Raw genomic sequence first — 11942 nt, 5'->3', positions numbered from 1 at the left:
CACCGCGGACATCGTCGACGCCACCGTCGTCGTCATGGCTGCCAGTCTCGGGGCGATCATCTGGACCTCCGACCCGTACGGCATCCGCGCCCTCATCGACGCCCAGGACGTCAAGCCCGCTCCCGTCATCCGCACCGTCTGACCTTCGAAGGTCTGCGGACCCCTACGGACAGCAAGACGGCCTGACCGGCTTTCGCGCAGGTCAGACCGCCTCTGACGATACGGTCACACGTTGAAGCGGAATGTCTGCGGGCTGATCCTGACTCGCGACGGAGCCCCATCCAGGGCTCTGACCTGGGATTCCCCGGTTGGCACGCGTTGGCTCACGACGGCTGTTTACGGGTGTCCTGCGGACTGGCTGCGGACTGGCCGGGGGCTCCGAGGCTGTGAAATCCCTGGCACACCGGTGGGGCCTGCAAGGAGACTGCGCAGGTGAGCGACTCCGACCCCTGTCCCTGCTGCGGGCACCGCGTGCTGGACGCGATGCCCGACTCGTGCGAGATCTGCCCCGTCTGCTTCTGGGAGGACGACGGGGTCCAGTTCCGCTGGCCCACCATGAGCGGCGGCGCGAACAAGGTTTCCCTGATCGAGGCCCAGCGCAACTACCAGGACTTCGGCGCCTGCGACCAACACGGCCGGCAGTACGTCCGCCCTCCGGCCGAGGACGAGCCGCTCGACCCCGCCTGGCGCCCCATCGACCTGACGCGCGACTCCTTTGAGGACTGGGAAGCCGAGGACCGCGCCCCGTGGCCCGACGACCGCTCGGTGCTCTGCTGGTGGCTGCCCACCTTCTGGCGCCGGGACCACTCCGCGTCATGACCTCCCCCATCGAGACACTCGTCCAGCAGCTCGACGGCAAGGCCGACGAGTCCTCCGACGCCCGCGCGGAGCTGATCTGGATCGGCGCCGACGCCATACCCGCCATCATCAGCGGCCTGCCTTCCCTCGGCGGCTTCGGCCGGCTGACCGCCATCGAGGTCTTCGAGGAGGTGGGCGATCCCCGCTGCGGCCCCGCTCTCATCGACCTGCTGAACAGCGACAACCCGACCGTCCGCGAATGGGCGGCCATGGCCTTGGCGAGCCTCGAGATCAACGGTGCCGTCGAGCCCCTGCGCCGCGCCTACCGCGCCTGTCTGGAACGGGCAACCCCACCGGACTGGACCGAGTCTGTCGGCATCCGCTGGGCCCTAACCGAACTCGGCGCACGCACCCCCGTCGTCCCACCGCTCACCGCGCGCCTACGAACCACCGCGGCAGACAACGCCCCGGGCTGGCCCTCGACCCACTTCACCGAGATCATCAACGACCTGGCCGACCACGCCCAGGTGATCCTCTACTCCCAGTTCTGGCGCGTGGACGCCGGCGGCACATACGGCATCTCCGGCCCCGCCCTGGACTGGGAACTCGACTGGACCGCGTCCTGGGAGCACCTGGTCGAGGAGTCCCGCAGCTGGTCCCTGCTGGAAGCCTCGGAAGCCCCCGCCGGCGACGACATCTTCGTCGCTCCCACCTGGATCGACCGTACCGACCTGCACCCGGAGAGGTGACCGATGCCGTTCCAGCACCCCGAGGAGATCGGCTACGGCTACGTGATCGAGCGCTACGCGGCAAGGAAGGACTCGGGCCATGCGCGCTACCTCGTCCTGAAAAGTGGTCGATTCCTGCGGCCCGAGTGGCCTCACGGCGAACGTTTCGCCCATCATCTCGTCGACGACGCGACCACGATCACCGACGCCGAGTTGGAAGCCCTCCTCGGCTACGAGTGGCGCTCGCGCCTCACCGCCGCATGGCTGATCGGCGTCGACCGCCGCGAACGGTTCCGCGAACGCATCGGCGACCTGCTCCTGGCCAGCGAAGTCTGCTTCTCCGGCAGCGCCTACTGCTTCGCCCTGGCCCGCTTCGGCACTCACGCGGACGCCGAGATCCTCAGCGCCTACCTCGACCACTACCTCCCCCGCACCGACCTCCGCTACGACCAGCCCGCAGCCCTCGGCGCCCTCCTCCGCCTCGACGCCCACCTCGGCACCCACCATGCGGACCGCTTCACCCAGCCTGATGGTCTCTGGGACCAGTGGGTCAATGCCCTGGCCCACCTCCGCGGCTACCCCGCGTTCACCCCCGTCGAGCTGCGCCGCTCGACAGACCTCCGGTGCGGATTCGCCAACGGCTGGTCCCGGCCGCAGCCACCTGACCGCGGCTAGGTGGAGTCCGCGTACGCCATGTACCGACCGCACGTGCGGCACATGAAGAGGTAGCCGGTGGGCTGACTGTCCTTGTCCAGAGCACCCAGGTAGCTCTCCACCGCCTCTGCGGACCACCCCCACGCGTCGGCCTCGCTGCGCAGTTCCTCCCGGGCATCCGGGAAAGCGACCAGCTCGGCCGCCCCTACCGCCCCCATGAACGCCGCACCATCACCGCAGTGGAAGAACCACTGCGGGTCCTGCCAGGAGGAGAAGCCCGGCGTACACGCATCGACGGACATCACAACCTCAAGCGGGACATCGTCCCCTATCGGGTCACCTATGAAGTGCGCGCCGTACTTCGCAGCCGCGTTGCCATCCGCGATGCACCACGGGCACAGCAGGTAGGAGAGTTCCTCGACCGCGTACACCGGGCCCGCGTATATGAACCCCCGCGCCCTCCCGCAGCAGACGCACGTCGTGCCGGACGCAACGACCGCCCCGGTCGCCAAGGGGTCGGGGTGGTAGGGAAAACCGGGCAACTCATCGGACATGCCGGTCACGCTACCTGCGCACAGGAAGGTCGTGCCGAACCGCACCCGCTCCGCCCGAAGCCGGTCACGGCCGCAGCGCACGCCCTTGGACTCGCCCCCCACCTCTCAAGAGGTGGGGCAGTGAGAGTCCGTTCAGCTCGGTACGTCAGGTGGATCTTCGGTCCCCGTGTGCCGCGGTCGGTCGGATTCGGTCCGGTCAGCGGCCCCCTTCTGACGCCCACGGACTGACCGAGTCAACCGCGCACCGCGACCACGCTGCGCACTCCGCGCGAACCACAAAGGCCGCCCAACCCACTCCGCCGTAGGTCGGACGGCCTTTCGCCGGACGTATCAGACGTTGAAGCGGAACTCCACCACGTCCCCGTCCTGCATGACGTAGTCCTTGCCCTCCATGCGGGCCTTGCCCTTCGCGCGGGCCTCGGCGACCGAGCCGGACTCGACCAGGTCCCCGAAGGAGATGACCTCCGCCTTGATGAAGCCCTTCTGGAAGTCGGTGTGGATGACACCGGCGGCCTCGGGGGCGGTGGCGCCCTTCTTGATGGTCCAGGCGCGGGACTCCTTGGGGCCGGCCGTCAGGTAGGTCTGGAGGCCGAGCGTGCGGAAGCCGACGTGCGCGAGGGTGGCGAGGCCGGGCTCCTCCTGGCCGACGGACTGGAGCAGCTCCAGCGCCTCGTCCTCTTCCAGCTCGGCGAGGTCCGCCTCCAGCTTGGCGTTGAGGAAGATCGCCTCGGCGGGGGCGACCAGTTCGCGCTGCTCGTTCTTGAAGTCCTCGTCGGTCAGCTCGTCCTCGTCGACGTTGAAGACGTAGAGGAAGGGCTTCGTGGTGAGCAGGTGCAGGTCGTGGAGGAGCTCCGCGCGCTCGGAGCCCTGGACGATGCCCTGCGAGAACAGCGTGTCGCCCTTCTCCAGGATCTCCTTGGCCTCCTCGACCGCCTTGACCTTGGGCGCGACGTCCTTCTTGATCCGCGACTCCTTCTGGAGGCGCGGGAGGACCTTCTCGATGGTCTGGAGGTCGGCGAGGATCAGCTCGGTGTTAATCGTCTCGATGTCGTCCTTCGGCGAGACCTTGCCGTCGACGTGGACGACGTTCTCGTCCTTGAAGGCGCGGATGACCTGGCAGATCGCGTCGGACTCGCGGATGTTCGCGAGGAACTTGTTGCCCAGGCCCTCTCCCTCGGACGCGCCGCGCACGATGCCGGCGATGTCGACGAAGTCGACCGTCGCCGGGAGGATCCGCTGCGAGCCGAAGATCTCCGCCAGCGTGGTCAGCCGGGGGTCGGGGACGCCGACGACGCCCACGTTCGGCTCGATCGTGGCGAACGGGTAGTTGGCCGCCAGCACGTCGTTCTTGGTCAGGGCGTTGAACAGGGTCGACTTGCCGACATTCGGCAGACCGACGATTCCGATCGTGAGCGACACGTTGCGACTTCCCGTACGTGAGGAGGGGGGCGAGGGCCGGCCGAGCGGCCGGCGTGGACCGATCCACCAGTCTACGGCGTGCCCGCGACCGACCGGCCGCTGTGTCGAACGCCCGGCCGACGACCGGATCCCGGCGTGTCTGACGGGCTGCCGGACACATAAAACGACCTAAGTTGGTCCGGTGGAGCAACACAGGACGCGACCCGCCCAGCACGTACCGCGACGCGAGCCGGCGCCTGGCCCGTCGGCGACCCCCCGGACGTCACGGCCGCACGGCCCTCCGCTGCCCCCGCAGGCGGGACGGGCGGCGGGCGGCGGGGTCGCCCGGTCCCCGCGCGCCCAGCGGCCCCAGCGGTCCCCGCGGCCGGCCGGACGCCGGCCCGCTCCCTCGCCGCCCGCGCGGCGCGTGCCCGGGCCCCGGCTCACCGGGCTGGGCGGCGGACTGTTCTGCGGAGCCGTGATGCTGGTGCTCGGGCTGCTCACCGAGGCGCTGTTCGGCGCGTCCCTGACCGTCTACGGGGTGCTGTTCCTGCCGGTGTGCGTGCTGACCGCGCTGTGGGTGCGCGAGGGGGACGTGCTCATCGCGCCCGTCGTGGTGCCGATCGCCTTCGCGGTGGGTCTGGTGCCGGTCGCCGACGAGGGCGGCGGGAGCGTGCCGGACCGGCTGATGGGCATGGTGACCGGCCTCGCCACCCAGGCGGGCTGGCTCTACGGCGGGACGTTGCTGGCGGGCGCGCTGGTGCTCGTCCGCCGGGTGAGGCGGGTGCGGCGGGTCAGGACCGCCGGCCGTCGCCCCGCCCGGAACCGGGCGGGCAAGGCGCCGGCCTGAGGGGCCTGCCGAGGCACTCGCCTCAAGGCCCCTACACCCCCGTGGCGGCCCGCATCGCCGCGCCGACGATGCCCGCGTTGTTCTGCAGGTGCGCCGGGACGATCTCCGCCTTGATGCCCTCGAGCTTCGGCAGGAACTTGTGCGCCTTGCGGCTGACGCCGCCGCCGATCACGAACAGCTCGGGCGAGAACAGCATCTCGACGTGGGCGAGGTACTTCCGCACCCGGCGCGCCCACTCGTCCCACGACAGGTCGTGGTCCTCCTTGACCTTGGTGGCGGCCCGCTTCTCCGCGTCGTGCCCCTTCAGCTCCAGGTGACCCAGCTCGGTGTTGGGGACGAGGACGCCGTCCACGAAGAGGGCGCTGCCGATGCCGGTGCCGAAGGTCAGCACGATCACCGTGCCCTTGCGGTGGCGTCCGGCGCCGAAGTGCATCTCGGCGACGCCGGCCGCGTCCGCGTCGTTGACGACCGTCACGGGCAGGCCGCCCAGGCGGTCGCCGAGCAGTACGCGCGCGTCGGTGTCGATCCAGCTCTTGTCGACGTTGGCCGCGGTGCGGATCGTGGCGCCGTCGGTGACGACTCCTGGGAAGGTGACGCCGACCGGGCCGGTCCAGCCGAAGTGGTCGACGACCTGCTTGACCCCGTCGGCCACCGCGTCCGGCGTGGCCGGGTGCGGGGTGAGGACCTTGCAGCGCTCCTGCGCCAGGTCCCCCTTGTCGAGGTCGACCGGGGCGCCCTTGATCCCGGATCCGCCGATGTCCACGCCGAAGATCTCCATGGCACCACGTTACGACGACCGGGGGAAGCCCACCGGTCGTCGTGGCGGCGACCGCCCATGAGGGCCGGCGTCGTGGTAGGGACTTTCGTCCGGATCGGGCCGGCTGTGAGGTACGGCGTGTCCTCGGCCGCCCCGCGATGCCGGGACGACTCGGCCGGCCCGCGTCGCCGGGACGACCGAACGAAGGGCCTAGGCCTCGCTGCCCGCGCCGCCCCGCTCGGCCGCCAGCGCGGCGGCCTCCTCGCGCAGGTCGCGGCGGAGCTCCTTCGGCAGGGAGAAGGTGATGGACTCCTCGGCCGCCTTGACGATCTCCACGTCCTCGAAGCCGCGCTGCGACAGCCACTCGAGGACCTGCTCGACCAGCACCTCCGGCACCGAGGCGCCCGAGGTCACGCCGACCGTGGTGACGCCCTCCAGCCAGGCCTCGTCGATCTCGTCGGCGAAGTCCACCAGGTACGCCTCGCGGGCGCCGGCCAGCTTGGCGACCTCGACCAGGCGCTTGGAGTTGGAGGAGTTGCGGGAGCCGACGACGATGACCAGGTCGGCCTCGGCGCCCATCTGCTTCACCGCGAGCTGGCGGTTCTGCGTGGCGTAGCAGATGTCGTCGCTGGGCGGGGAGATGAGCTGCGGGAACTTCTCCTTGAGGGCGTCGACGGTCTCCATGGTCTCGTCGACGCTGAGCGTGGTCTGGGAGAGCCAGACGACCTTCGACGGGTCGCGGACCTCGACCTTCTCCACGTCGGCCGGGCCGTCCACCAGCTGGATGTGGTCGGGGGCCTCGCCGGAGGTGCCGATGACCTCCTCGTGGCCCTCGTGCCCGATCAGGAGGATGTCGTAGTCCTCGTTGGCGAAACGGACCGCCTCCTTGTGGACCTTGGTGACCAGCGGGCAGGTGGCGTCGATGGTGGCGAGGCGGCCGCGCTCGGCCTCCTCGTGGACGACGGGGGCGACGCCGTGCGCGGAGAACATCACGATGTTGCCGGGGGGCACCTCCTCCGTCCGCTCGACGAAGATCGCGCCCTTCCTCTCCAGGGTCTGCACGACGTACTTGTTGTGCACGATCTCGTGCCGTACGTAGACGGGAGCCCCGTACTGCTCGAGGGCCTTCTCGACGGCGATCACGGCGCGGTCCACCCCCGCGCAGTAGCCCCGGGGGGCGGCGAGCAGGACACGGCGGCCAGTCGAAGCGGTCATGCGTCCCATCGTACGGGCCGTGTGCGCGGGGTCCTGGCACGGTGCGCCGTCGGTGGCGGCGCACCGGTGTCGGCGGGGCGCACTACGCTCGCGGGCATGGCTGTGAACACGTCCGCGGAAGCCCCCCTGCCGGTGGGAGAGGTGTCGCGGCTCATCGGCGGGTGGATCGACCGGCTCGGCGCGGTGTGGGTGGAGGGGCAGATCACCCAGTTGTCGCGGCGTCCGGGCGCGGGCGTGGTGTTCCTGACGCTGCGCGACCCCTCGTACGACATCTCGGTGGGGGTGACCTGCTACCGCCAGGTGTTCGACGCCGTCGCGGACGTCGTGAGCGAGGGCGCGCGGGTGGTCGTCCACTGCAAGCCGGAGTGGTACGCGCCCCGGGGGCAGCTGTCCCTGCGGGCCGCGGAGATCCGCCCGGTGGGGGTCGGGGAGCTGCTGGCGCGGCTGGAGCAGCTGAAGAAGTCGCTGGCGCGGGAGGGACTGTTCGCGCCGGAGCGGAAGAAGCCGCTGCCGTTCCTGCCGCAGCTGATCGGGCTGGTGTGCGGGCGCGCGTCGGCGGCCGAGCGGGACGTGCTGGAGAACGCGCGGCACCGCTGGCCGGCGGTCCGCTTCGAGGTGCGGAACGTGGCGGTGCAGGGGGTGCACGCGGTGCCGCAGGTGGTCCAGGCCGTGAAGGAGCTGGACGCGCTCGAGGACGTGGACGTGATCGTCGTCGCGCGGGGCGGGGGCAGCGTGGAGGACCTGCTGCCGTTCTCCGACGAGCAGCTGGTGCGCGCGGTGGCGGCCTGCCGGACGCCGGTCGTGTCGGCGATCGGGCACGAGCCGGACAGCCCGCTGCTGGACCTGGTGGCGGATCTGCGCGCCTCCACGCCGACCGACGCCGCCAAGAAGGTGGTGCCGGACGTGGGCGAGGAGTACGAGCGGGTGCGGATGCTGCGGGACCGCGCGCGCCGCTGTGTGGGCGCCCTGCTGGAGCGGGAGGAGCGAGGGCTGGCGCACGCGCTGGCCCGGCCGTCGATACAGGACCCGCACCGGATGATCGACGCGCGCGCCGAGGAGGTCTCGACGCTGCTGGACCGGGGGCGGCGGGCACTGCGCCACCAGCTGGACCGGGCCGACTCCGAGCTGACGCACACGCACGCGCGCGTGGTGGCCCTCTCCCCCGCCGCCACGCTGAAGCGGGGGTACGCCGTGCTGCAGCGGGAGGACGGGCACGCGGTGCGCGCGCCCGGTGAGGTGGAGGCGGGCGAGATGCTCCGGGCGCGGGTGTCCGCGGGCGAGTTCACGGTACGGGTCGATGCATAGGGTGGGCGGAATGACCGGAAAGACGGAGCAGACGGCGGTGGCCGAGGCGCTCGGCTACGAGCAGGCGCGGGACGAGCTGATCGAGGTCGTGCGCCGCCTGGAGGCGGGCGGTACGTCGCTGGAGGAGTCGCTCGCGCTCTGGGAGCGGGGCGAGGAGCTGGCGAAGGTGTGCCGGCGCTGGCTCGACGGGGCGCGGGCCCGGCTGGACGCGGCGCTCGCGGAGGAGGAGCGAGGGGAGGCGGACGACGGCGAGCGGTAGGCGGTTGAACATTGAACTTCATAGAGGTACTGTCGGTGCGGTAAACCGGACCGCGGTCCGCTAATGCCCCTACGGACCGCCGAATCCCCGATGAGGTTCACGCATGTCTCTCGTTCTCGACCCCGCCGCTCAGGACCTGCTGTTCCGCGAGGCGCGCACCGCCAACACGTTCACCGACGAGCCGGTGACCGACGAGCAGGTGCGGGCGATCTACGACCTGGTCAAGTACGGCCCCACGTCCATGAACCAGTCGCCGCTGCGCGTCACGCTGGTCCGCTCCGCCGAGGCGCGCGAGCGGCTGGTGCGGCACATGGCCGAGGGCAACCAGCCCAAGACGGCCGCCGCCCCGCTGGTGGCGATCCTGTCCGCGGACAACGAGTTCCACGAGGAGCTGCCGCACCTCTTCCCGCACTTCCCCCAGGCCAAGGACGCCGTTTTCGCCGAGCGCCCGGTCCGTGAGGGTTCCGCCGCACTGAACGCCGCCCTCCAGGCCGCCTACTTCATCATCGGAGTGCGCGCCGCCGGCCTGGCCGCCGGCCCGATGACCGGCTTCGACTTCGAAGGCGTGCGCAAGGAGTTCCTGGACGACGACCACACCCCGCTGATGGTCGTGAACATCGGCCGCCCCGGCCCCGACGCCTGGTTCCCGCGCAGCCCGCGCCTGGACTACGAGCAGGTCGTCACCACCGTCTGAGCCCGAGCGGCCCGGCACGAAGGGGCGGGGCCCCGGATCGTCCGATCCGGGGCCCCGCCCCTGTGCGCGTGCACGCCGGTCACTCCGTGCGCAGCGCCTCCGCCAGCTTCGTCATCTCCGCGAAGGACGCCGTGCCGGTGACCACGGTCGTCGAGCCCGGGGTGCTCTCCAGCACCAGGGCGTCGTACTGCTCGCCCTCGTAGCGCGTCCAGGTACGGCCGTCGATGCGCTGCGTCGCGCCGGTCCCCTCGGCGCGCAGCGTCTTGTCCTCGATGAAGTTCTCGCGCTTGCCCGCGGACTGCTCGACCGCCGCGTACTCGCCCTCGGGGGTGCGGAAGCCCAGGTGCCAGGCCTCGTCCTCGGCGCCGCGGTAGCGCACGGAGGTGGGCTTCCAGGTCTCGGGCAGCCCTTCCGGTGCGGCTACGGGGTAGGAGGCGGCGCGGCGGGCGGTCAGCAGGTCGACCCGGTAGTCGACGCGCTTGATCTCGGGCTCACCGTCCGTGTGCGGGATGAACAGCCACACCACTCCCGCCGCGAGCACGATGAGGGCCAGGGAGAGAACCATGTCCCTGGCGGTCTTCTGCATGCTGTTCGTTCCTGCCACGCCCCCTATCGTCGCAGGTGCTCGGAGCGCTCTTCCGTGGGGTCCCCTGCGCGCTCATCCGTGGGTCCCCCTGCTCATATTGTCTGCCTGGCGATAGAGTCATGGCCATACCCTCATCCGGCCGTCGTCGTACAGAAAGGTGCGCTCCGATGACCGAACACCACCACCTGCCGTCCGAGCTCGATGTCCCCTCCGAGGCCCCCGACCGCAACCTCGCCCTGGAGCTCGTAAGGGTCACCGAGGCGGCCGCGATGGCCGCCGGCCGCTGGGTAGGGCGCGGCGACAAGAACGGCGCCGACGGTGCCGCGGTGCGCGCCATGCGCACCCTGGTCTCCACCGTCTCGATGAACGGCGTCGTCGTCATCGGCGAGGGCGAGAAGGACGAGGCCCCGATGCTCTTCAACGGGGAGCGCGTCGGCGACGGCACGGGCCCCGAGTGCGACATCGCGGTGGACCCGATCGACGGCACCACGCTCACCGCCAAGGGCATGACCAACGCCATCGCGGTACTGGCGGCGGCCGAGCGCGGCTCGATGTTCGACCCGTCGGCCGTGTTCTACATGGACAAGCTGGTCACCGGCCCGGAGGCGGCGGACTTCGTCGACATCAACGCCCCGGTGAGCGTGAACATCCGCCGGGTCGCCAAGGCGAAGCGGGTCACTCCCGAGGACGTCACCGTGGTGATCCTGGACCGGCCGCGGCACGAGGGCATCATCAAGGAGATCCGGGAGACCGGGGCGCGCATCAAGCTGATCTCCGACGGTGACGTGGCCGGCTCGATCCTGGCACTGCGCGAGGGCACCGGCATCGACCTGCTGCTGGGCATCGGCGGCACCCCCGAGGGCATCATCTCGGCCTGCGCGGTGAAGTGCCTGGGCGGCACGATCCAGGGCAAGCTGTGGCCGAAGGACGACGAGGAGCGGCAGCGGGCGATCGACGCGGGGCACGATCTGGACCGGGTGCTGACCACGGAGGACCTGGTCACCGGGGACAACGTGTTCTTCGTGGCGACGGGCATCACCGACGGTGAGCTGCTGCGGGGTGTGCGGTATCGCTCGGAGACGGCGACGACCGACTCGATCGTGATGCGGTCCAAGTCGGGGACGGTGCGGCGGATCGACTCCGAGCATCGGTTGAGCAAGCTGCGGGCTTACAGTGCGATCGATTTCGATCGCGCCAAGTAGTGGCGTGGGTGGCTGAGGCGCTTGGGCGGGCGCGGGTGCGTCGGGGCTGATCGCGCAGTTCCCCGCGCCCCTGAGGGAGTCGTTTCGCCCGGCGCCATGAGGTGCCCGCACCGGGAAGGCGGGGGTCTGCGGCTCGCGGGCGGGCGCGGGTGCGTCGGGGCTGATCGCGCAGTTCCCCGCGCCCCTGGGGGAGTCGCTTCGCCCGGTGCCATGAGGTGCCCGTGCCGGGTAAGCGGGGGGTCTGCGGCTCGCGGGTGCGTGCGGGTGCGTCGGGGCTGATCGCGCAGTTCCCCGCGCCCCTGGGGGAGTCGGTCTTCCCGGTGGCGAAGAGGAACCGGCGGCCCCGCGTCACTGAGGAGTTGTTCCGCCCCGCGGCGGGAAGAAGCCGATGCCGAAAGGGCGCCCCCTGTGCGGAGGGGCGCCCCTTTTGCCTGGCGGTCAGCCCGCCGCGGCTATGCGGTTCTGCCGGGCGGCCTTCTTCAGTTCCATCTCGCGGCGCCTGCGGCGGGCCAGGACGACGCGGCGCTCCGCCGCGGTCAGGCCGCCCCAGACGCCGTAGGGCTCGGGCTGGAGCAGGGCGTGCTCGCGGCACTCCACCATGACCGGACAGCGGGCGCAGACCCGCTTGGCCGCCTCCTCGCGGGACAGCCGCGCGGCGGTCGGTTCCTTCGACGGCGCGAAGAACAGGCCCGCCTCGTCACGCCGGCACACCGCCTCGGTGTGCCAGGGGGCGTCCTGGTCCCTGTCCCGCGCTGCCACTCGCTGGGCCGGAACGGCGGCTACCTGCAGGGACGAATGCGGCGGTTGCAGCACGGTCTACTCCTGACGACGGCTTCGCGAGCTGGCGAGTGCCGTGGATGCACGCGGGTCGGCCCCCGGCGTGAATCCCTGGCGCCCTCCAAGGAGACGATGCGTCAAGGCTTACCCGATGTGCGCGCGCCT

At 71.1% G+C, this 11942-nt stretch carries 14 protein-coding genes and 1 pseudogene; 8 read left to right on the top strand and 7 right to left on the bottom strand.

All coding sequences use genetic code 11. The features are described from left to right. The first annotated feature begins 432 nt into the window (after positions 1–432). From MTR79_RS04960 to MTR79_RS04950, 3 genes are read left to right on the top strand one after another with little or no spacing between them, the layout of a single operon-like run. Entirely contained in the window at positions 433–819 is a 387-nt protein-coding gene (locus MTR79_RS04960; protein WP_244789317.1) for a CPCC family cysteine-rich protein, read from the top strand. After that, positions 816–1547 carry a HEAT repeat domain-containing protein gene (locus tag MTR79_RS04955; protein ID WP_244789315.1) on the top strand — a complete coding sequence of 244 codons (732 nt, stop codon included), beginning with the start codon at positions 816–818 and terminating at the stop codon, positions 1545–1547. Before MTR79_RS04960 ends, MTR79_RS04955 begins: the two co-directional genes overlap by 4 nt. A 3-nt stretch (positions 1548–1550) precedes the next feature. Then, positions 1551–2201: a DUF6000 family protein gene (locus MTR79_RS04950; protein WP_244789314.1), complete on the top strand. Its 651-nt coding sequence runs from the start codon at positions 1551–1553 to the stop codon at positions 2199–2201. Here the strand turns inward: MTR79_RS04950 and MTR79_RS04945 are convergent. The 3 genes and pseudogenes from MTR79_RS04945 to ychF form a co-directional block, all read right to left on the bottom strand. Continuing rightward, on the bottom strand, positions 2198–2734 hold the full coding sequence (locus tag MTR79_RS04945) for a CbrC family protein (protein ID WP_244789312.1): 537 nt from the start codon (positions 2732–2734) through the stop codon (positions 2198–2200). The genes MTR79_RS04950 and MTR79_RS04945 overlap by 4 nt on opposite strands. Positions 2735–2880: 146 nt before the next feature. Continuing rightward, positions 2881–2987: pseudogene (locus MTR79_RS04940) on the bottom strand (IS5/IS1182 family transposase); the annotation flags it as partial. A gap of 77 nt (positions 2988–3064) precedes the next feature. After that, positions 3065–4153, bottom strand: coding sequence for a redox-regulated ATPase YchF (gene ychF, locus MTR79_RS04935; RefSeq protein ID WP_086699613.1), 1089 nt, complete (start codon positions 4151–4153; stop codon positions 3065–3067). A gap of 181 nt (positions 4154–4334) precedes the next feature. On the opposite strand from ychF, the gene MTR79_RS04930 reads away from it, so the two are divergent. Continuing rightward, entirely contained in the window at positions 4335–4982 is a 648-nt protein-coding gene (locus MTR79_RS04930; RefSeq protein WP_189364300.1) for a DUF6542 domain-containing protein, read from the top strand. A gap of 31 nt (positions 4983–5013) precedes the next feature. On the opposite strand, the gene ppgK is transcribed toward MTR79_RS04930, so the two are convergent. Together ppgK and MTR79_RS04920 are read right to left on the bottom strand one after the other, a co-directional pair. Beyond that, positions 5014–5760, bottom strand: a complete 747-nt coding sequence (gene ppgK / locus MTR79_RS04925; RefSeq protein WP_086699611.1) for a polyphosphate--glucose phosphotransferase — start codon at positions 5758–5760, stop codon at positions 5014–5016. Between the two features lie 189 nt (positions 5761–5949). Next, on the bottom strand, positions 5950–6963 hold the full coding sequence (locus MTR79_RS04920) for a 4-hydroxy-3-methylbut-2-enyl diphosphate reductase (protein WP_189364301.1): 1014 nt from the start codon (positions 6961–6963) through the stop codon (positions 5950–5952). A gap of 87 nt (positions 6964–7050) precedes the next feature. Between MTR79_RS04920 and xseA the strand changes: the two genes are divergently transcribed. The 3 genes from xseA to MTR79_RS04905 all read left to right on the top strand — a co-directional run bounded on the left by xseA (position 7051) and on the right by MTR79_RS04905 (position 9212). Then, entirely contained in the window at positions 7051–8259 is a 1209-nt protein-coding gene (xseA, locus tag MTR79_RS04915; RefSeq protein WP_244789310.1) for an exodeoxyribonuclease VII large subunit, read from the top strand. Positions 8260–8269: 10 nt separating this feature from the next. Beyond that, on the top strand, positions 8270–8518 hold the full coding sequence (locus MTR79_RS04910) for an exodeoxyribonuclease VII small subunit (protein WP_086705275.1): 249 nt from the start codon (positions 8270–8272) through the stop codon (positions 8516–8518). A gap of 103 nt (positions 8519–8621) precedes the next feature. Beyond that, positions 8622–9212 (top strand): malonic semialdehyde reductase, encoded by a 591-nt coding sequence (locus MTR79_RS04905; protein ID WP_086705276.1) that lies wholly within the window; start codon positions 8622–8624, stop codon positions 9210–9212. Positions 9213–9291: 79 nt separating this feature from the next. Here the strand turns inward: MTR79_RS04905 and MTR79_RS04900 are convergent, their stop codons facing one another. Next, positions 9292–9798, bottom strand: coding sequence for a DUF4245 domain-containing protein (locus MTR79_RS04900; RefSeq protein WP_189364342.1), 507 nt, complete (start codon positions 9796–9798; stop codon positions 9292–9294). A gap of 167 nt (positions 9799–9965) precedes the next feature. Here MTR79_RS04900 and glpX point away from each other — a divergent pair, with 167 nt between their 5' ends. Beyond that, the gene (gene glpX, locus MTR79_RS04895; RefSeq protein WP_033272195.1) at positions 9966–11000 is read left to right on the top strand and encodes a class II fructose-bisphosphatase; all 1035 of its coding nucleotides are present in this window, start codon (positions 9966–9968) and stop codon (positions 10998–11000) included. A 438-nt stretch (positions 11001–11438) separates the two neighbouring features. Here glpX and MTR79_RS04890 read toward each other — a convergent pair whose 3' ends face one another. Next, positions 11439–11813 (bottom strand): WhiB family transcriptional regulator, encoded by a 375-nt coding sequence (locus tag MTR79_RS04890; protein ID WP_048455846.1) that lies wholly within the window; start codon positions 11811–11813, stop codon positions 11439–11441. Positions 11814–11942 lie beyond the last annotated feature (129 nt).

This window comes from Streptomyces sp. BJ20 (assembly GCF_022869105.1).
Lineage (GTDB): Bacteria > Actinomycetota > Actinomycetes > Streptomycetales > Streptomycetaceae > Streptomyces > Streptomyces griseoincarnatus.
This window is presented reverse-complemented; position numbering and strand designations above follow the sequence as displayed.